The organism is Halomonas sp. V046, assembly GCF_052645355.1.
Map to the genome: position 1 here is coordinate 33,263 of NZ_JBQXYF010000007.1, position 20,699 is coordinate 53,961.

A 20,699-nucleotide genomic window follows, 5' to 3' on the forward strand; every position below is an offset into this window, starting at 1 on the left:
GGGGCTACACGGCCATTGAAAATCGATATAATCTAAACAATCTGTGAGAAAATCTCACATGATGATGTCGATCAATTCGCCGCCCCGGCGTGGGAGCCCCCGTATGATGCCGCAACCGCAGGACGATAGCGGTGAGATTCCGTCGTTACCGTCGCTGAATGCCCTGCGCACCTTCGACGCGGCGGCGCGCTTCGAGAGCGCCTCGCGTGCCGCCGATGCCCTGCACGTAACCCATGGCGCCGTCAGTCGCCAGATTCGCCAGCTCGAAGATCAGCTCGGCACGCCGCTGTTCGAGCGTGCCGGGCGCGGCCTGCGCCTGACCGCCCAAGGCCAGGAGCTTGCCGCCGCCACCCGGCATCACCTCGGCGGGCTGTCCCGGGTGTGTCGAGAGCTTGCCCGGGGCGACGCCGCGGCGCCCTTCGTGCTGAGCTGTCCGGGGTCCTTTCTGGCGCGCTGGTTTATTCCGCGCATGGCGCGCTTGAAGGAGGCCTTGCCCGACCTCGACCTGCACCTCAGTGCCGGCGACGACATCGGCGGGTTGCGCCCCGGGGTCGACGGCATGCTGCGCTTCCAGCCGCCGCCCTTCGAGGGCGATGGCATGGAGCAGATCCGGGTACTGGGCCCTGAGCGGATCGGTCCTATCCTGCGCCCGGATCGCTTGCCACCGGGCATTGCGTCTGACCTGGCGGCGGGCAAGCAGGTGGCGCCGCAGGCCCTGGTCGGACTGTCGCTGTTGCATACCCGCTCGCGGCCCAGCGCCTGGGCGGACTGGTGTCGGCAGTGCGGCGTCGCGAGCGGTCGCCTGAGCATGGGACAGGGCTTCGATCACTTGAGTTATTTGCTGGAGGCCACCCTGGTTGGGCTCGGCGTCGGCATCGCCCCGGACTACCTGGTCGAGGAAGACCTGAGAAGCGGCCGTCTCGTGGCTCCCTGGGGCTTCGTCGCCACCGACGCTTGCCTGACGTTGGCCGTGCCCCGTGGGCCCCGCTCCCCACGCCATCCTCTCGCCGACGCTCTGGCCGACTGGCTCGCGACGGAGCTCGCCCAGGCGCCTGAATAGCAGCGGGTGTCGCGGATGCTGGTCCGATCTCGGTGGCCGGCCGGTATCTGAAACGGGGCGCAGGTGTCGTCCTGCTGGCGCTGCTGCGCCACCCCAGATCACCGATTCACGCCGGGTCTATGCTGAGCAGAAGGCGCCGCTCGTCCGGACCAAGCGCCGGGCTGCGATGTACCAGTGCACGTTCCTCCGCGCCTTCCCAGCCGCTGCCCTTGAACAGCGCGATATCGCCGGTGGCCAGACGCTTCACCGCGCCGGCGTCCTGCAAGGGGGTGGGTTTATTCGGGTGCGGCGCGCCGAGCCCCGCGCGGTTGACGGCGCGGTCAGGGAGCCACTCGCTGCCAGGCCCGTGGTAAGTCGTGACCAGCCGCACGGGCAGACGATCGACGTGAAAGCGCGGGCACATGGCCGCCGTCAACCAGCGCAGCCGCACGCCAACGTCCTGAGTGTCGAACAAGAACGCCACCGCCTGGCTCAGGGTAACGACATCCTCCACCAATTCATCGTACGCGGCGTCGGAGGGTAGCGCGGTCTCGAGGTCGCACCGAAGACCATTGTCGAGCTTGCCGCGCCAGGAAAATGACAGCGGCCGATCGATTCGTCTTAGCCGCTCGACATCGTCGACCACAGCGGCAGGCACGGCCCTGCGCATCACGCACAGAGTGATGTCGGACTCGAATATCCGCGGCAAGGTAGCGACGCTATCGCCTTCGGCCCAGTGGCGAAGACGGCTACCCGTTGTCTCTGCGATGGCACTCGACTGACTCATGAAGGCTCCTGATGGCGGGGTTCGCCAGCGCCATCGAGGGGCGCTCAAGCGCGGGGGGCGCCCGGGGTGGCGAAGGAATGGGTTGTTGAGAGTTATGTTATAACGTATCTTTTTTGGCCTTGAAAGACTCGAGCCTTGAAAGACTCGGCCATGGAAAAGATCCGACGCTGAACCGCTCCGACTCTGGACCGTCGCGATGCTCGTGATCGGTAGACGAGGAACTCGGCCTGGACGCCCACCACGTCTTCACTCTCGACACCTTCGACACCTTCGACACCTTCGACACCACAGGATGCCCATGCTGACTAACGACGACCGGCTGCCGGTGACCGTTCTATCCGGCTTTCTCGGGGCCGGAAAGACCACGCTGCTCAATCATATTCTCGCCAATCGTGAGGGCCGCCGGGTGGCGGTGATCGTCAACGACATGAGCGAGATCAATATCGATGCCGCCCTGGTGCGAGGCGCATCACCGGGCGACGGTATCGCCATCAACCGCGCCGACGAACGCCTGGTGGAAATGAGCAACGGTTGTATCTGCTGCACCCTACGCGAGGACCTGCTGATCGAGGTCGGCCGGCTGGCCCGGGAAGGACGCTTCGATCAGCTGGTGATCGAGTCCACCGGCATTTCCGAGCCGCTGCCCGTGGCCGAGACCTTCACCTTCGAGGATGAGCGGGGCGAGAGCCTGAGTGAGCTGGCGCGTCTCGACACCCTGGTGACCGTGGTCGATGGGGTGAATTTTCTCGAGCAGTACCGCGCTGCGGGCTCGCTCAAGGAGGCCGGCGAGTCTCTCGGCGATGACGACGAGCGTAACGTGGCGGACCTGCTGGTCGACCAGGTCGAGTTCTGTGACGTGCTGCTGATCAGCAAGATCGACCTGATCGACGATGCCAAGCGCCGCGAGCTCGAAGCGGTGCTGCGCGCGCTCAATCCAGACGCCGAACTGATCGCCATGGCCCAGGGCCGGGTACCACTGTCGACGCTGCTGGATACCGGGCGGTTCAGCTTCGAACGGGCCAGCCAGTCGCCGGGCTGGCTTAAACAAATGCGAGGTGAGCACCTGGCCGAAACCGAGGAGTACGGCATTTCAAGCTTTGCCTTCGAGGCTCGTCGACCCTTTCACCCACGGCGCTTCTTCGATCTGTTGCACGGAGACTGGCTGGGCGGGGCCTTGCTGCGCTCCAAGGGATTCTTCTGGTTGGCGACGCGGCCTCGTGTTGCCGGCCAATGGAGCCAGGCCGGTGGTGTCGCCCACTACGGCTTCGCCGGGCTGTTCTGGGCATGCGTGCCCGAGAATGACTGGCCCCAGGATCCCGACTACCTTGCCGCGATTCGCGCCAAATGGCAGCAACCCTTCGGCGACAGGCGCCAGGAACTGGTGTTTATCGGTCAGCATCTGGACGAGTCGGGCCTGCGCCGTGCTCTCGGCGCTTGTCTGCTCAGCGACGATGAACTGGCGGCGGGGCGCGAGGCCTGGCTTGCCTTGGATGATCCTTTTCCGGTCTGGGAGTAAGGCATGTTCGATCATGAAGTAGCGTTGTGGCGTGATGCCGTCGAACCGGGTGGCGACGCCGTCGGCGGGGAAGAGCCACTCGAAGACGTGGCCGTCGGCATCGCCAGTCAGGCGACGCCTCTCGACTGGGTCGGCATGCAGGGCATCGCCTTGCCGTTGATGCTGGCCGGACGCGGCGCCCAGGCGCGGGTCTCGGCCGGCGTCAGCCTCGATGACCCCGAGGCGCGGGGCATCCACATGTCGCGGCTGTATCTGGCGCTGGAGGCGCTCGAGGACCGCGAGCCGACGCCGGCGCGGCTGAAGGCCCTGCTCGAGGCGTTTCTCGATAGCCACCGGGGCCTGTCACGGCGGGCCTTCGTCGAGATCGAAGGCAGCGCGGTGCTGCGCCGCGCCGCCCTCGTCAGCCCGCTGGCCGGGTGGAAGGGCTACCCGTTGCGTTTGACGGCACAGTTGGGCCCGCAGGGATTCGCCATGCGCCTGGATATCGAGGTCGGCTATTCCTCGACCTGTCCATGCTCGGCGGCGCTGGCGCGTCAGTTGATCCAGCAGCGCTTCGACGCCGACTTCGCGGCCAAGGGCGGGGACGATCTTGAGGCGTCGGTGGACCGTGCCAGCGTGCGGGCATGGCTGGGTAGTGCCGGCGGCATCGCGGCGACACCGCATAGCCAGCGTAGCGTGGCGACGCTGTCGCTCAGGCTCGACCCTTTGCGTGACCGGGTGCCCGTTGTCGAGGTGATCGATGAGGCCGAGGCGGCGCTGGGCACGGCCCTTCAGACCGCCGTCAAACGCGTCGACGAGCAGGCCTTCGCCCTGGCTAACGGTCAGAACCTGATGTTCTGCGAGGATGCTGTTCGGCGCCTGCATGCGACATTCCTGAACAGGGCGGGCATCGCGGGCTTTCGCCTGGGGGTCGTCCATGCCGAGAGCCTGCATGCTCATGACGCCGTGGCCCGTAGTGCCTGGCGCTGGTCGTGGAACGATGGCGGCGAATGAGCGGCTCGGGCGTTGCCTTGGTGGCGACAGCGAATGTGACAGGGGCCGCGATAGCGAATGCGACAAGGGCTGCGATAGCGAATGTGATAGAGGCTGTGGTAGCGAATGCGACAGGGGCCGCGATAGCGAATGTGACAGGGGCCGCGATAGCGAATGTGATGGGGGAATAGGGAGGGTGAGTGACGGTAGTCCCCAGGGAAAAAGGCGTCGTGTCGGCGCCACGACGCCGTCAGCGGCTCGGGGACACGGCTATTCGGTGATGTCCTGAGCGATCCACACCAGACTCGGCGTCGGCCCCTCGTCCAGGTCGGCGCAGGTGTCGAGGCGCATCACGGTCTGGGCCCGACACTCCACCCGGAGCTCGCCCTGGGCGGTGTCGTCTCGCCAGGCCAGGGTTAGCGTGCGCTGGTGATCATCGCCCTGGTCCGCGGTGATCTCGACCAGGGCGTCGTGGCCGACGCTTGCCAGGTGCTCGAGGGCGGCGAGCTCGGCGCACTGTTGTACCGGCGTCAGGGCCGAGCTCCCGCGATAGCAGGGCAGGTAGCGTCGGCCCTTGGCCTCGCGCCGGAGCAGCGCCAGTGCCTGTCCCGGATCGATGCGACCGTACTTGCGTACCGGCGACAGCAAAATGGCGCTTGCCGCCAGGCGACAGCCGCCGAGGTGGGTGCTTTCCCACACCTCGAAGGGCAGCCGATGGTCATCGACGGCCCGTGCCAGGGCCTTGTAGGTGGCAAACCCGAACTTGGCGCAGCATTTGTCCTTCTTGCCGTGGGTACAGCACAGCATCAGGTCGTGAGTGACGCTGGCTGGGCGCCACTCGTCAAGGGAAGCGCCGTCCTCCCAGGCGCCCAGGAAGGCGTCCAGCGAGGCGCGCGGCACATCGAAGGCTTGGCGCTCCGGCATCAAATAGACCCGATGCAGCTCGCTCGGGTGATGGCGCCGGTGGATCAGGTTGACCCGTCGGCCACGCGCGGCGATCCGATCGAGTCGTGCGATCAGGCCTGCCGGCATGTCGCTCGCCTGACGCAGGTTGCGCCGCCACTTGGCCCGCGGCCAACTGATCAGCAGGTTGGCCTCGAGGTGGGCGGCGCTGCCTGCCAAGGGGTCGCCGGACAGCAGGCTGCGCTCGGCACAGAAGATCTGGCTCATGGCGTCCTCTCGTTCAGGGCGTTCTCGGCGGCGCCGGCGGTCCCGCTTTCGGCCGCCGTGGCGTCGGTCTTCTCGCCGGAAGTGCTGCCAGGGGGAGAGTGCCGGCGTGGACGGCTGAGGTGCGGCACGCACACCAGGCAGCCGCTTTGCGGATCGCGGATGACCGTCGCGTCCAGCTCGAAGACGCGCTTCAGATTGGCGCTGGTGAAGACGCGCTCCGGAGGGCCGGTTTCGACGATACGGCCATCGCGCATCATCACCAACTCATCGGCGTAGGCGGCCGCCAGGTTCAGATCGTGCAGCACCACCAGCAGGGTTCGCCCGTGATCGTGGGCCAGGCGCGTGAGCAGCTCGAGCAGGTCGACCTGGACCTTGAGGTCGAGAAAGGTGGTCGGCTCGTCGAGCAGGATCAGGTCGGTGTTCTGAGCCAGCACCATGGCGATCCAGCAGCGCTGGCGCTGGCCGCCGGACAGCGCGTCGACGCTGCGCTCGGCGAATTCGCTAACGTTGGTGTAGGCCATCGCCTCGGCGATGGCCTTGTCGTCTTCCCGGGCGTCCTGGCGCCACAGGCGCTGATGGGGAAAGCGCCCCATGGCGACGAGCTGGCGTACGGTCAGGCCCTCCGGCGCGCTCGGTCCCTGGGGCAGGATGCTGAGTCGGCGCGCCACCTCACGGGTACTGGAGCGGTGGATGTCCGCGCCATCCAGCACCACGCGACCGCCGCTCGGCTTGAGAGTGCGCGCCAGGGTCTTGAGCAGCGTCGACTTGCCGCTGCCATTGGGGCCAAGCAGGACCGTCACCTTGCCATCCGCCACATCGACGGCGACATCGTCGAGCACCGGGCGTTGTTCGTAGCCGGCACTCAGGTGCTCGCAGCGCAAACGCGAAGGGGGGCAAACGAAGGCGGGCATCGGCGTGGACTCTGAGCGTGGTTGGGCAGGGGCTGCCCAGCGGGGTGGACGTCGACCGGCACTCGGCGATGGTCGCCGAGGACACTATGACAAAACATTCTCATTTTCAATCTGACGGCACCGCAACCGCATTCCCCCGCGGGGCGGTGTCGTCGCTGGCTGAAGCGTCGAGGCCGGCAGGGGCCCGACAGGCGAAGGGGGCGCTGCCCCGTCAAGGGGGCTCGGCGCTGGTCAGGGGGGGGGCGGCTCCGACCGATAGACCATCGAGATAGACCATCGAGATAGAGCATCGAGATAGAGCATCGAGATAGACCATCGAGATAGCACGTCGAGATAGACCATCGAGATAGCACGTCGAGATAGACCATCGAGATAGCACGTCGAGATAGACCATCGAGATAGCACGTCGAGATAGCACGTTGAGATAGCACGTCGAGATAGACCATCGAGATAGCACGTCGAGATAGCACGTCGAGATAGACCATCGAGATAGACCATCGAGATAGCACGTCGAGATAGCACGTCGAGATAGACCATCGAGATAGCACGTCGAGATAGCACGTTGAGATAGCACGTTGAGATAGCACGTTGAGATAGCACGTTCGGGACGCGCCGCCGCAGGGACGGCTCGGTGGTGCGTGCCACCGCCGCGGGACGCGGACGCGTCAGCGCCTGGAAGGGTGTTCGTATAGCGAATAGTTATTGCTAATCGTTTGCATTAAGATTTATTGCATGTCATTGTCTGTGCCGATTTCGCAGGAGCGAAGGATGGCCACGCCGGGACCGCCGGCGACGGGCCGGAGGCAGGGCGCTCGGCTGGCGTGACGCGACGGCGACTCCCCGGGCCACCCCGGGGTGCTGGCCGCATGAGTCGCCAGGGCCGGGCGGCAAGATCGGGTGAGGGCAGTCACCCGGATACGGATATCTCACGTTCAAGGATGCCACAGCAATGCGATTTGCCAGGCGCAATCACTCTCCTCGGGGCACGCTTGAGCCTCGCCTGGTGCTGACGGCTGTCATGCTCGGCACCTTCTCCGTCAGTCTGAACAACAGCGCCCTGAATCTGGCGGTGGCCGAGTTGATGGTCACCTTCGAGACCGGGGCGGTGGAGGCCGGCTGGGTCGTCACCCTGTTCCTGCTGGCCATGGCGATGACCATGCCGCTGTCGGGTTTTCTTGCCGACCGCCATGGGCGCCGGCGCCTCTACCTTGTCGGTCTGACACTGTTCTTGATCGGGTCTCTTGTGGGAGCCCTGGCATCCGGACTTTCCGGCGTCCTGGTTGCCAGGGGCGTTCAGGGGGTCGCGGCCGGGCTCATGATTCCGCTGTCGCTGCCGCTGCTGTATGGCGCTTTCGCCGAGGGCGAGCGTGGTCGCGTCACCGGGCTGTGGGGCGCGGCGGCGATGATCGCGCCGGCCCTCGGGCCACCGCTGGGTGGTCTGCTGCTGGAGCTCGGCCATTGGCAGTGGCTGTTTATCATGAACCTGCCCAGTGCGCTGGTGGCGCTGGTACTGGCCTATCGCTGCCTGCCGGCCTCCACGACGTGCCGCCAGCGGCGCTTCGACTGGCCCGGCTTCGTGCTGATCACCTTCGGCATCCTGTCGCTGATGCTGGCGCTCGGTGGCATCGGGGGTGTTCGTGACTTGAGGGATCCGGTCATCGTGGCCGGGCTTGCCGGCGGAGTCGCCGCGCTTGTCGTCTTCGTCCTTGTCCAGCGGCGCGTGGCCTACCCGTTGCTGGACCTGGGCATCTTTCGGCGCCCCCGCTTCGCGGTCAGCGTCGTGATCGCCTGTGCCCAGGCCGTGGCCACCTTCGGCTGCCTGCTGTTGGTGCCATTGTGGATGCAGGCCCAGGGCCATTCGGCCTGGCTCGCCGGGCTGGTGTTTCTGCCTGCGGCGCTGGCGTCGGCCGTGATCAGCCCGATGGCCGGTCGCTGGATCGATCGGCGCTCGCCGTTGCTGCTGCTGACCACGGGGCTGGTGCTGACGGCCGCGTCACTGGCCGGGTTCTCTCTGCTCGGCCCCGCCGTGCCCCTGGGGCTGGTCGTGATGCTGATGGCCGCCCGCGGGCTCGGACTGGGTCTGTCCTACCTTCCTGCCACCGCCCTGGGGCTCCAGGCGCTGCCGTCGAGCCGCCACGCGAGTGCCTCGGCACAAAGCAATATCGCCCGTCGGTTGACCTCGGCGCTCGGCGTGGTGGCGCTTTCCGTGTTCTACGAGCTGCGCAGTGTCTCGCTGCGCCTCGATGGCATGTCCACCAGCGCGGCGGGGCTCTCGGCGTTGGCCGAGGCCTTCGCGGTGCTTGCCTTGATCGTACTGGCAGTAGTTCCTCTGGCATGGTCGCTGCGCGCCGAACCCCGGTGTCAGCCGCGTACCGATGCCGTTCACCGGGTGTGATTGCGCGCCCATTCCCTTCGCGACTTGATGATGGCGACAGGACGAACGACATGCACCAACCCTCACTTCACTCTCCCTCCTACGAGGGCCACGTGGTGGCGAGACGCGCGAGTCTGCGTGCGCTGCTCAATAGCTACTTCCGAGAAACCGGGGTCTTCGATCCCCGTGCCGGCACGCTTAGCCTCGATCCCAGCCTGCTCGATGCGGGAGAACCGATGGCGGTGGCAGTCGCGGATGGGCAGTTGATCGGCAGCCTGACACGGTTCTCCCTCGGCGGGCAGCACCGCTATGGTGACGCCTTCTACTGGCGCGATGGCCAGGCTCGCCTGCGGCCACTCGACCTGCAGGACCTGGTCCAGTGCCTGCTGGAAGCGCTCAGCCCCCGCGAGCCAGGCTCACCGCCATCGCTCAAGCTGTGGGACCTGCGCGACAAGATCACCAACAGCTATGCGCGTATGGCGGCCCATCTCGATGCCTTCCATCGCCGCTACCCCGATGGCCCGCCGCCGGGGCTCGATCATGTTCGGGCCGAGCAGTCGCTGCTGGTGGGACACCCCTTCCACCCCTTTCCCAAGTGCTGTGACGGCCGTGGCCGTCAGGATATCAGCGTCTATAGCCCGGAGCGCGAGAGCGCCTTCGCCCTGCATTACTTCGCCGTTCATCGTGACCTCGTCCACGAAGACTGGCTCGATGCCGGGCGGCGTGCCGAGGCCGAAGCGGCGGTGCCGGAGGCCTTCGTGGCGGCCCTCGACAAGGCCCTGGAGCACGCCCGCGCCGATACCATCGGTCGCGACCAGGGGGGGCTGCCGGCTCATGGCGGCGGTATCGAGGCCTTCCGCGCCTTGCCGGTGCACCCCTGGCAGGCCCAGCACCTGCATGAGCAGGGCGACGTGATCGCGCTAATCCAACGCGGCCTGTTGATCGACCTGGGGACGCTGGGGGCACACGCCTATCCGACGTCATCGGTGCGCAGTGTCTGGCTGCCCCAGAGTCGCATGGGCTACAAGCTGCCGCTGCAGGTGCGCATCACCAATCTGGTGCGTGAAAACACCCTGGAGCAGTGTCGGCGCACCCTGGCCGCGGCGCGCGTCATCGACGCCCTCGGCGACCGCCTGCAGAGAGACGGGCTCAAGGTCGTGCTCGAGACCGGCTATCGCACCCTGGCGCTGGATCACCCTGGGGTCCCGGCGCATCGGATTGCCACCCTGACCACGATCTACCGCCCGTTGCCCGATGACGGCGCCGATCCCTGGGTGATGGCGTCGTTGCTCGAGCCCTACCCGGGCCGCGACGAGCCCAAGCTGGTCGGGATGATTCGCGAGGGGTGCGGGGGCGAGCTTCCCGCGCTGGAAGCCTGGTTCGATCGCTATCTCGAGATCTCGGTGGTGCCACTGCTGGCGGGCTTGGCGCGTACCGGGGTCGGCTTCGAGGCGCACCTTCAGAACACCTTGCTGACGCTCAAGGAGGGCTTCCCCGAGACCTTCCATGTACGTGACCTCGAAGGGGTGAGCCTGGATCGGTCGGCGGCAGGCGATACGCCCTGGTGGAGTGCGCTTGGCATTGATGACGACAGTCCGTTGTTGTACTCGCCTGATGATGCCTGGACCCGCACCCTCTACTACGTCTTCGTCAATCAGCTCGGCGGCCTGGTGGCGGTGCTGTCCGAGGCCATGGGCGTCGAGGAAGGACGTCTGTGGCGGCGGGTCGGTGCGCGCCTCGAGGGCCTCACCTTGAGTGATGACCCCCGCCTGGCGGGCTACGCCGAACGCCTGCTCCACGACTCCAATTGGACGGCCAAGGCCAATCTGCTGAGCTGCTTCCATCAGCGCGGCGATGCACCGCTGTTCGTTGCCATTCCTAACCCGATCAAGGCTTCCCGATGACGCTTTCGACTCCGATTCCCACCCGGCCCGGCGGTGGCGACCGTTGGGCCTTTCTGCCGACCTGCCCGCTGTATCGTCGCGTCGAGCAGCGCGTGATCCGCCAATTGTTGCAGGGCCTCCTGTCGGAGGGCGTCATCGTTCCCGATACAGGTGTCGTCGCCGATGACAACCCTGGGGGCGGCGCCGCCCCAGGCGCTCGGGAGCTCGTTCTCCGGGGCCAGGATGGGGACGGCAACGCCGTGCTGTATCGCTGCCGCGGGGCGCGCAAGGCGAGCTTCGGGCGTTGGCGACTGACCGCCTCGCCGGTGATCCGCGAGCGCGCGGGCCACGGAGTGGACCAAGCCGGCACCAGGTGTCACGGCCCTCTTCGCGGGGAGCAGCGTGAGGCGCGCATCGACGATATCCTCGATGAGCTGCTCGTCGAGATCGTGCCCGCCGAGCGCCTGGCGGGACTCGCCGATGAACTGCACCAGACGCTGGTGAAGGATGTTCAGTCACAGCGTCTGGTCGGTGCCCCGACCGCGCCGGATCTCGACTGGGATCACGATGCCTGGGAAGGGCGGCTCGGGGAGGGCCATCCCTATCACCCGAGCTACAAGTCGCGACTCGGCTTCACCCTTGAGGACAACGCAAGTTTCGGGCCTGAGTTTCAGGCCGATATTCATCCGCTGTGGCTGGCTATCGATCTCGATGCCTGTCACCGCGTGACCTCACAGGACATCACTCCCGGTGCCTTCCTGCGCCACGAACTCGGCGAGGTCACCTGGGACAGGTTTCGGCGCACCATCGTCGAGGCCGGACGATCGCCCCAGCAGATGGCGGTGATTCCGGTGCATCCCTGGCAGTGGCTCCATCGGGTCCTGCCGCATTTTCAGGCCGAGCTTGCCTGCGGCATGATCATCGCCCTCGGTGTCGGTGATGACCGCTACCGTGCCCAGCAGTCGATTCGAACACTGACCAACGCAAGCCGTCCGAGTCATGCGCACCTGAAGCTGTCGCTTGGCATCACCAACACCTCGACCAGCCGTATCCTGGCCGCCCATACCGTGCGCAATAGCGCCCCGATCAGCGACTGGCTGCACCGGTTGAGCGTGACGGACCCGGGGCTTCGTCGTCAGGGGCTGGTCATCTTGCGCGAGGTGATGGGCGTGGCCTTCGATACCGAGACACTGGGGGCCGCTCGGCGGTCGGCCGGCTACGGCGCGCTCGGTGCCATCTGGCGCGAGAGCCTGCACCGCTACCTCGGCCGGGGGGAGCGGGCCATCGCGGTCAATGGCCTGACCCAGTTGTCCGGCGCCGGGCTGCCGATGATGGATGGTTGGGTGCGTCACTACGGCGTCGTGGCCTGGGCGCGCCAGTTGCTCAAGGTCATCGTGACGCCGCTGATCCACCTGCTCTACGCCCATGGCATCGGCCTCGAGGCCCACGGCCAGAACATGCTGCTGATCCATCGCGATGGGTGGCCCGAGCGCCTGGCGCTGAAGGACTTTCACGACGGGGTGCGTTTCTGCCCGAGCCTTCTGGCCGAGCCCGACCGGGCACCCGAGCTGGCACCGGTACCGGCGAGCCACGCCAGGGTCAACGCCACGTCGTATCTGATCACCGAGCGCGCCGACGAGGTGCGTGACTTTACCTACGACGCCTGTTTCTTCATCGCCCTGACCGAGCTGTGCCTCGGCCTTGAGCAGCACTACGGTCTCGGCGAAGACCAGTTCTGGCGCCTGGCAGCGTCGTGTGTCCGTGACTATCAGGGTGAGCATCCCGAACTCGCCGAGCGCTTTGGCCTGTTCGATCTCTTCGCGCCCCGGGTGGAAATCGAGGAGTTGACCAAGCGCCGACTGTTCGGTGACGCCGAGCGGCACTTCGTGTGGCGTGACAATCCCCTGACGCGGTTTGCGGAGGCTGTATGCTGACGCCCAATCGACTCAAGCGACAGCTACGCGAGGGCGACCGGCCATTGGGGCTCTTTGCCTCGATTCCGGCGCCGGTGACGGTGGAAATGATCGGCCAGGCGGGGTTTGATTTCGTGATCCTCGATACCGAGCATAGCCTGGTCAACCCCGAGACCCTGGAAAACATGCTGCGCGCCGCGGAGCTCGCCGGCCTCACCGCCCTGGTGCGGGTGGCGGCGGTGGATGCCCGCACTGTGGTGCCGCTGCTGGATGCCGGTGCACGCGGCATCGTGGTGGCCAATGTCGAGACGCCCGAGACCCTTGAGGCGCTGGGCGAGGTGCTGCGTTTTCATCCCCGTGGCCGGCGCAGCATGAACAGCGGCCGTCCGGGCCGCTTCGGCGGCGATGACCTGGTCGACTACCTGGCGCGGGCCAACGAGGCCATGATGCTGGTGGCCATGGTCGAGAGCCGTCAGGGCGTCGACAACATCGAGACACTGCTGGCGGTGCCCGGTGTCGATATGGTGCTGGAGGGGGCGGCGGATCTCTCTCAGTCACTCGGCAAACCGTGGCAGACCGAGGCGCCGGAGGTCACCGAGGCCCTGGATCGGGTGCATGCCGCCTGCCGAGACGCCGGCGTGGCCTATTGCGCCATTCCTCGCAGCGCCGGCCGGCTCGGCCATTGGCACGAGCGCGGGGCCGACGCCTATGTGCTCGGCGATGAGCGCGGTATCGCCTTTCGCGCCCTGCAGGGGCGGCGCCAGGAGATCGCTGACGGACTCGGCGGGCCGCGACACGCCACCGGGGAGGACGAGCGATGAACCTGGCCGACCTGACACCGCGCATGCGTGACGCCATCGCTCGCCTGGCCTCAGCCCCCTGGCCTGATGAGGCGCGCCGTGAGCCGATCTGCAGCTACTTGTATGATCTGGCCGCCCTGGAAGAGCATGCCGCAGGGCTTGCCGCGAGCCTGCCGGAGCCTTGCCGCCTTTACTACGCGGTCAAGGCCAACCCCGATCCTCGGCTGATCGCCGCCCTGGTCGGTCGCGTGGCCGGGTTCGAGGCCGCGTCCATCGGCGAGATTCGCGTGATTCGAGCCATCAGCCGCGACGCCGAGATCATCTTCGGCGGGCCGGGCAAGAAGGACGCCGAGATCGACGAGGCGCTGGCGCTCGGCATCACCCGGTTGCACGTCGAGAGCCTTGGCGAGTTGACCCGAGTGGCCTGGATCGCCGAGCGTCGCGGCCAGGTGGTGCCGATCCTGCTGCGGGTCAACCTGGATCAGGACGACCTGCCCAGCGCCACGGTCGCCATGGGCGGATACCCGAGTCAGTTCGGCATCGATGAAGCGCTGCTGCCAGGCGCCGTAGAACAGGCCAAGGCCAGCCCGTGGCTGGCACTGGACGGCTTTCACCTGCACTCGCTGTCGAACAACCTGGATGCGAAGCGCCATGCCGAGCTGGTGGCGATTTATCTCGAGCGTGTCCACGCCTGGGCGCAGCGCTTTGCGATCGACGTCAAGGTCGTCGATGCCGGGGGCGGCTTCGGCGTGTCCTACGACGCGCGCGACGACTTCGACTGGCCAGGCTTTGTTGCCGCGCTGGCACCGGTATTGCGCAACAACCCCGTTCCCGGGGCGAGTCTCATCTTCGAGCCAGGGCGCTTCATCAGTGCCTTCTGTGGCGCCTATATCGCCGAGGTGGTCGATATCAAGCCCTGCCGCGGCGAGCACTTCGCCGTGCTGCGCGGCGGCACTCACCACTTTCGCCTGCCGGCGTCCTGGGGCCATGACCACCCGTTCGAGATCGTCCCCCGTGATGCCTGGCCCTATCCGTTTGCCCGGGCCGAAGTGGTCGGTGCATCGGTGACGCTCGCCGGCGAGCTGTGCACGCCCAAGGACGTGCTGGCGCGAAGGGTGGCGGTCCCACGCCTGAGGGTGGGGGATCTGATCGTGTTTCGGCGCACCGGTGCCTACGGCTGGACGATTTCCCACCACGACTTCCTCGGCCACGCCCATCCCGAGATGCGATATCTCGCACCTGACTCTGAGCCTGGCTCTGTACAAGGTCATGCACCTGGCTCTGTACAAGGTCATGAACCCGGCTCCGTACAAGGTCATGAACCCGGCTCTGTACAAGGTCATGCACCTGGCTCTGTACAAGGCAATGCACCCGGCTCTGAACAAGGTCATGAACCCGTCGATGTGACTGGGCATGAGCCTCGTCACGAGAGCAACCACGACATTCACGATGGTGCCCAAGCGCGCCACCCGAGCCATCGCCACGACAGCCAACCGCGGGTCTCGTCCCAAGAACCGAGTACTCGGCCGGCGTCGCACAAGGAGGATATTGACTCATGACGATCCTGACCGATAGCGCACCTCGCGTCCTGGGAGCGAATCACGAAGGCAACGCGGGTGAGGCCCTGTCGACCAGCGCTTGCGACGCACAACGCCCGGTGGGCAGGCTCCTCTCGGCCGCAGGCTCGCTCGGCGAGACCCCGGCCGAGACCCCGCCGGCTGAAGCCGCCGAGGCTCGGGTCATGGTCGATCTGGTCAATTCCCTGCTGGCCGAAGGGCTCCTGGACGTGGCCGGCGGCGAGTGGTTGAGCGTCGCGAATGCCGCGGCCATAACGGCAGATGTCGACTCGGTCGACGGCCTGCCAGCGTCACTGCAGTGGCGGCGCTGGTGGCTCGAGCAGGGCAGCGGCAACGCCCTGGTCGTCGGCCTGGTTCCGGGCATCGTGCAAGCCTGGCGGCTATGCCCCCAGGCCGGTGTCTGGCGCACGAGCACGGATGCCGACACCGCTGGGCCCCAACGGCTGAGCAGCCAATCGCTGCTCGAGGTGTTTCTCGCCCACTGGATGGACGATGAGCAGCGCGGCCGACCCGGGGTCGACAACGTCCGCGATCTGCTCAAGACCACGCTATGGCAGCTCCGGCAGGCGTTTGACGAGGCGCCACTGGCGGGCAGCGTGCGTGGCCTGACCGGCGCCGAGGCGATGCAGGCCCATGAGCGCTGCGCGGCGCGTCGCGATCGGCCCTTCCATCCCCTGGCCAAGGCCAAGCAGGGCCTTGGCCAGGCGGATCATCGACGCTTCGCCGCCGAGTTCGATCGCCCGTTCACGATGCGCTGGGTGGCGCTGGATCGGGACGCGGTGACGACGGGCGGTGGCGTGACGCCGGGGCCGATGCACGAGCCCCTGGCGGTGTTGCTTGACGGGGCCGAGCGACGGACCCTCGAGGAGGAAATGACGCGTATTGGTTTATCGCCTGATACCCATCTGGCCCTGCCCGTTCACCCCTGGCAGCGCGAGCAGGGGCTGCCAGGCGCGCTGCCCGAGAGTCTCGATGGTCGCCATGGGGTGGCGCTTGCGAGCTCAGCAGGGGCCTACCGCGCCACCTCGTCGCTGCGCTCTCTTGCGCCGCTCGATACGCGCAAGGCACATCTAAAATTGCCGATGGCGGTGTTCTCGCTGGGCGCGGCGCGCTATCTACCCGCGGTGAAGCTGATCAACGGCGAGCGCGGACAGCGCATGCTCGAGCAGGCCCGGGAGCGGGACCCGGAGCTCGAGCGATGCCTGGTCCTGTGCGATGAGCGGCGCTGGTGGTCATACCTGCCGGACGGGACCGGGCTCTTCGATGACGCTCCTCGCCACCTTGGGGTGATGACCCGGCACTACCCGCAGGCGCTGCTGGACGCCACCGATGCCTGCCCCGTGCCCATGGCGGCCCTCGGCGTGGTGCCCCGGCGCGGCGAAGGGCATCCCTTCGACGACTGGCTCGCCGAGCGCGGTCAAACGGCGAGTCCCGAGACGGTGCTGATGCTGTTCGAGGAGCTTTGTGATGGCTTCTTCGAGGTGGTGCTGCGGCTGTATCGGCTGGGCTTGATGGCGGAGATTCACGGCCAGAATGTGATGGTGGTCTGGCGCAGTGGCGGCTTCGAGGCCCTGCTGCTGCGAGACCATGACTCGGTCCGTCTGCACCTGCCCTGGCTGGCCCAGCACGGCATCGACGACCCCGAATATCGCATTCGTCCCGGCTACAGCAACAGCCTCTACAACGAGAGTCCGGAGGATCTGCTGTTCTACCTGCAGACGCTGGGTATTCAGGTCAACCTTGGCGCGATCATCGAAGCCCTGGTGGCCCACTACGACCTCGCCGAGGCGTCGCTGTGGCGGACCCTCGGCGAAAGCCTCGGCCGGGCCAGCAAGCGACTGGCGCCCAATGAGAGTGAGCGTCGACGTCTTGAGCAGGTGCTGTTCAAGGCGCCGGACTGGCCGCTCAAGTGCGTGCTGGGACCGCTGTTCGACCAGCAGGGCGTGCCCGGCAGCATGCCCTCGGGCAAGGCGCGCACTGCCAACCCCTTCCGCGCCGAGGCGCTGGGCAAGGACCCGTCCTGGGTCTAGCCATCGGCGCATGACGACCATGGTCCAGGGGCGCCGCCGAACGGCGCCCCGTTTCTTGGCTGTCGGCGTCGATGTCGCCGCAGCCTGCGTTGATCTTCCCCGCAGACCTCCACTTAACGACAGTAAGCCAACGAGGGTTCCATGTACGACATTCAACCGCGAGCCGGCGGGGCGCCCGCCGGTGGAGCACCACCCGGTGGGGCCAAGCCATCCGCCGACGGCCCTTGCGAGCGCCTGATCGAACGGTACGCCGAGGTCGCGACCTCGACCCTGGGACACTTCACCGATATCGGCGCCATCGTCGGGCTCGAGCCGGTGAGGCGGCCGTCTCGACTGCTGGGCACCGCGGTGACGGTGCGACTGCCGCACCTGGACGGCGGGGCGATTCGTCGTGCCCTGGGGCTGGTGCGTCCCGGCGATGTGCTGGTGATCGATGTGTCCGGCGACGAGACACGCGCCTGCTGGGGCGAACTCAGGGCCTACGCGGCCCTGGAACGAGGGCTTGCCGGGGTGGTGACGTCTGGACGCGTCACCGACGTGGGGGTCTTGTCTCGGCTGGATCTGCCGGTCTATTCACGGGGTGTGAGCCCGCTGACGACTCGGGCCATGGAGCTCGAGGGCGAGGTCAATCGAGCGGTGAGTATCGCCGGGGTCAGCGTAAGCCCGGGGGACCTGATTGTCGGCGACGATGACGGCGTCTTCGCACTGTCACCGGCGCGGGCCGAGGCATTGCTTGGACCGGTGCTCGACAAGCAGGCCAAGGAAGCGGCGCGCCGCGACGAAGTGCGCGCCCGTCATCCCGAGTGGTTCCGTTAGCCCGGGCCAATCTCAGCGCTGAGCGCCAAGCGCTAGCCCTGGCGTCGAAGCGGGCAAGTTCGGACGCCGGTCGTACGAGAGAAGATAACGCCAACGGCGCTGGTCAGGACCACCGCCGTTGGCGTTTCTCGTTCAGGCTGTGTGTGCTCGACGAGTCTCAGAAGTCGAGCTGGTAGCCCAGGGTCAGGGTGCGGCCACGTCCCTTGAAGTAGTAGTCGTCGCTGGCCCGGGCGGACTGGGAGTAGTAGGTGAAGTAGTCCTCGTCGAACAGGTTTTCGACGCCGACGCTCATGCGGCCCACCGGCAGGCGATAGCCGAGGCTGGCATCGACCAGTTCATAGCCGTCGAAGTTGAGCTCCGAGTTCTCGACGTTGCGGTCATCGTAGCGAATCAGCTGAACGTGGCTCGAGAGGCGGTCGGTCCAGCTTGCGCTCCAGGACAGCTTGTAGGTGTCCGGGGCGATGTTGAGCCCGGTCAGCTTGGTGTCGACGCTGCCGTCGCCATCGGTATCGGATTCGCCGTTGGCATGGGTGTAAGAGAGCTTCACACGGTGATCGTCGGTGACATCGATCTCGCCGCTGAACTCGACCCCGTGGATCTCGGTCTTTTCGCGATTGACCTGATAGACGCCGGTGTCGTCGGCGGAGAAGCGCTGGCCGAGATCGGAGTCCGATTCGAAGTAGCTCAGCTCGAAGCGGTAGTCGTCCCAGTTGAGCCGGGTACCGATCTCGCGGTTGTCGGTGACGATGGGCTCCAGGCTCAGCAGGGTGTCGACGTCCTGCCCCGGCTGGTCGATGCCACGCAGCACGCGGCCCACGTCCGGCATGCCGAAGCCTTCAGAATAGTTGGCGTAGACCTGGCCCCACTCGGTGACCTGATAGACCAGGCCGGCGTTGAACAGGGTCTCGCTGAAGTCGGGATTGCCGCCCTCGACGTCGGCCTCGCTGTTGAGCACATTGCCACGGTCCACGGTGGAGAAGTCATCGACTTTGAGCTCGGCCTCTTCCTGACGCACACCGGCGTGCAGGGTCAGGCCATCGATGACCTTGAAATCGCCCTGCAGGAAGCCGGCAAAGTTGCGGTATTCGGTCTCGGGCACGTACTCGCGACCGGTCTGCACCAGCACCTGCTGGGTCTCGTCCTGGAGAACGTCGATGCCGGTGGTCAGCGTCAGGCGGTCGTCGAACAGGCCGCCGCGGGTCAGGGTGAACTTGCCGCCTAGCTTGTCGGACTCGTTGCGGGTCTGGTCGAAGCGCTCGACGCCGCCGTCCTGGTAGGGAAAGAACGGGCCGGTGATGAACTGGGCGCGGAAGCGCTGGCTGTAGATCTTGGCATCGACCTCGTTGCCGAACCAGTCGGCGTGGGCGTAGCTCAGGCTAAGGTTGGTGGATTCGTTATAGGCCGGGTCACCCTCCGGGTCGCCCTTGCGCGCCGAGGTGGCGATGCCGTTGTCGCGATCGCCACTCACCGGCACGTAGTCGTGGTCGTTCTCCAGATCGAAGTGATTGGCGGAGAACTCGAGGTTCTGATTGTCGTCGATCCAGTAGCCGATGCGGGTGAACAGGTCGTAGTTGTCGGAATCCTGGATCTCACCCTGGTTGGCGATGCCGACGAGCTCATCGTCGCCATCGTAGAACACGCCACGGTGCTGCTGGCTGGCGGCGGCAAGGTAGTCCCAGTCGCCTTCCTGGCCGCTGATGCGGTAGTCGACCTTGTAGCCGAAGCTATCGGACTGGACGTCGTCGTCGCTGGTCAGGGTGACGCCGGCGTGCTGGTTGACGGTGCCGGCCTCGGCGCGACGGGTGACGAAGTTGATGATGCCGCCGGTGGCGCCGAGCCCGTGTTCGGCGCTGGCGCCGTGAATGACCTCGATACGCTCGACCATCGACAGGTCGATGGTGTAGCTGTCGCGCTGGCTGTCGCGCAAGGGGTTCGACTGGGGCACGCCATCGATCATGAACAGCGGCTCGCGGCCGCGCAGCGACTCGCCGGAATTGGAGATCTTCTGGCGGCTCGGCGAGTAGGACGGAATCAGGTTGCTGAGTACCTGGCTCTGGTCCTGGGTGATCGATAGCTGTTGCTCGATGTCCTCTTGGCTGATGATCGTGATCTTCTGTGGCGTCTGCCCGGCCAGGCTCTTGTTGCGGGTGGCCGTGACGACCACCGGATCAAGGGTGTTGGCCTGTGTCGCCGTGGCGGAGACCGTCGAGGTAGCACCGGTCTGGGCCTGGGCCGCCAGAGCGAAGGCGCACAGAGGAATACCGAGAGGCAGGCTGAGGGGAAGGGCAGAGCGGAGCAGCAGCGGGCGCAGTCGAGCCGATGACGGCGGACAGATCCGGGACATGACGAGCGTTTCCTTGAATCGATCGAGAGCAACGCGGGCATTGCTCTTAACTGGGAATGGTTATCGTTTTGGTGATTAAGGCGCAACGATAATGCGTTGCATTAAAATGTGCAACAACGTGCACATCGGTCCGGCCAGAATGGCACTCGTCGAGGGGCCAGGGTGAGGACTGGGGCAAGGCGCTGCGGGAAAAGCGCTGGGGGAAAAGCGCCGAGGGGACGGGGCCATGGCCGAAGGAATCGTCGGTGGAGGTGGTGGGGCGGTGGATGTCGTTGGCGAGGTGCCGGGGACGGGGGCGGAGGCATTCGTGGGCCAATGCGGCCCTGTTGCGCACATTGATGCATATTTTTTTATGAAAACTATGCTCTTTCGATAACTCGAGACCAAGTCATCCCGCGGGGTTGCGCCGCCTTGCTATCTTCAACGAACCAAGTGCCTTGCCACCCGGAGACGGTCCTGTGGCCGTTCAGGATGCGGTGGTGACGTTGGGACCCTCGAGAAGTGACTCATGAGGCAGCGGTATGCCGCTCGTCAGTCACTTGTCAGTCAATCGCGAGTCGCTCGTTT

The 20,699-nt window shown here is 66.3% G+C and carries 14 protein-coding genes; 10 read left to right on the top strand and 4 right to left on the bottom strand.

Annotation, left to right across the window (positions count from 1 at the left end):
• Positions 1-103: 103 nt before the first annotated feature.
• Positions 104-1,060, top strand: a complete 957-nt coding sequence (locus ACUN9Y_RS10775) for a LysR family transcriptional regulator (RefSeq protein ID WP_445460716.1) — start codon at positions 104-106, stop codon at positions 1,058-1,060.
• A 106-nt stretch (positions 1,061-1,166) separates the two neighbouring features.
• Here the strand turns inward: ACUN9Y_RS10775 and ACUN9Y_RS10780 are convergent, their stop codons facing one another.
• Positions 1,167-1,826, bottom strand: a complete 660-nt coding sequence (locus ACUN9Y_RS10780; RefSeq protein WP_445460717.1) for a DUF1826 domain-containing protein — start codon at positions 1,824-1,826, stop codon at positions 1,167-1,169.
• A gap of 298 nt (positions 1,827-2,124) precedes the next feature.
• On the opposite strand from ACUN9Y_RS10780, the gene zigA reads away from it, so the two are divergent.
• Positions 2,125-3,342, top strand: a complete 1,218-nt coding sequence (gene zigA, locus ACUN9Y_RS10785) for a zinc metallochaperone GTPase ZigA (protein ID WP_445460718.1) — start codon at positions 2,125-2,127, stop codon at positions 3,340-3,342.
• A gap of 3 nt (positions 3,343-3,345) precedes the next feature.
• Positions 3,346-4,335, top strand: coding sequence for a GTP cyclohydrolase FolE2 (gene folE2, locus ACUN9Y_RS10790; RefSeq protein ID WP_445460719.1), 990 nt, complete (start codon positions 3,346-3,348; stop codon positions 4,333-4,335).
• 249 nt (positions 4,336-4,584) lie between these two features.
• Here folE2 and ACUN9Y_RS10795 read toward each other — a convergent pair whose 3' ends face one another.
• Together ACUN9Y_RS10795 and ACUN9Y_RS10800 are read right to left on the bottom strand one after the other, a co-directional pair.
• Entirely contained in the window at positions 4,585-5,484 is a 900-nt protein-coding gene (locus tag ACUN9Y_RS10795) for a sucrase ferredoxin (RefSeq protein WP_445460720.1), read from the bottom strand.
• Positions 5,481-6,395, bottom strand: coding sequence for an ABC transporter ATP-binding protein (locus tag ACUN9Y_RS10800; protein ID WP_445460721.1), 915 nt, complete (start codon positions 6,393-6,395; stop codon positions 5,481-5,483). The genes ACUN9Y_RS10795 and ACUN9Y_RS10800 overlap by 4 nt, the downstream gene beginning before the upstream one ends.
• A gap of 949 nt (positions 6,396-7,344) precedes the next feature.
• On the opposite strand from ACUN9Y_RS10800, the gene ACUN9Y_RS10805 reads away from it, so the two are divergent.
• The 7 genes from ACUN9Y_RS10805 to ACUN9Y_RS10835 all read left to right on the top strand — a co-directional run bounded on the left by ACUN9Y_RS10805 (position 7,345) and on the right by ACUN9Y_RS10835 (position 17,788).
• Entirely contained in the window at positions 7,345-8,790 is a 1,446-nt protein-coding gene (locus ACUN9Y_RS10805; RefSeq protein ID WP_445460722.1) for a DHA2 family efflux MFS transporter permease subunit, read from the top strand.
• Positions 8,791-8,840: 50 nt separating this feature from the next.
• On the top strand, positions 8,841-10,673 hold the full coding sequence (locus ACUN9Y_RS10810) for an IucA/IucC family protein (protein ID WP_445460723.1): 1,833 nt from the start codon (positions 8,841-8,843) through the stop codon (positions 10,671-10,673).
• A complete protein-coding gene (locus ACUN9Y_RS10815; protein WP_445460724.1) occupies positions 10,670-12,586 on the top strand; it encodes an IucA/IucC family protein in 1,917 nt (638 codons plus the stop codon). Before ACUN9Y_RS10810 ends, ACUN9Y_RS10815 begins: the two co-directional genes overlap by 4 nt.
• Positions 12,580-13,386 carry an HpcH/HpaI aldolase family protein gene (locus tag ACUN9Y_RS10820; RefSeq protein ID WP_445460725.1) on the top strand — a complete coding sequence of 269 codons (807 nt, stop codon included), beginning with the start codon at positions 12,580-12,582 and terminating at the stop codon, positions 13,384-13,386. Before ACUN9Y_RS10815 ends, ACUN9Y_RS10820 begins: the two co-directional genes overlap by 7 nt.
• Positions 13,383-14,924, top strand: a complete 1,542-nt coding sequence (locus tag ACUN9Y_RS10825; protein WP_445460726.1) for a type III PLP-dependent enzyme — start codon at positions 13,383-13,385, stop codon at positions 14,922-14,924. The genes ACUN9Y_RS10820 and ACUN9Y_RS10825 overlap by 4 nt, the downstream gene beginning before the upstream one ends.
• Complete coding sequence (locus ACUN9Y_RS10830; protein WP_445460727.1) at positions 14,921-16,972, top strand: IucA/IucC family protein; 2,052 nt, start codon at positions 14,921-14,923, stop codon at positions 16,970-16,972. Before ACUN9Y_RS10825 ends, ACUN9Y_RS10830 begins: the two co-directional genes overlap by 4 nt.
• Before the next feature lie 141 nt (positions 16,973-17,113).
• Positions 17,114-17,788 carry an RraA family protein gene (locus tag ACUN9Y_RS10835; protein ID WP_445460728.1) on the top strand — a complete coding sequence of 225 codons (675 nt, stop codon included), beginning with the start codon at positions 17,114-17,116 and terminating at the stop codon, positions 17,786-17,788.
• Positions 17,789-17,945: 157 nt separating this feature from the next.
• Here the strand turns inward: ACUN9Y_RS10835 and ACUN9Y_RS10840 are convergent, their stop codons facing one another.
• A complete protein-coding gene (locus ACUN9Y_RS10840; protein WP_445460729.1) occupies positions 17,946-20,132 on the bottom strand; it encodes a TonB-dependent receptor in 2,187 nt (728 codons plus the stop codon).
• Between the last annotated feature and the right edge of the window lie 567 nt (positions 20,133-20,699).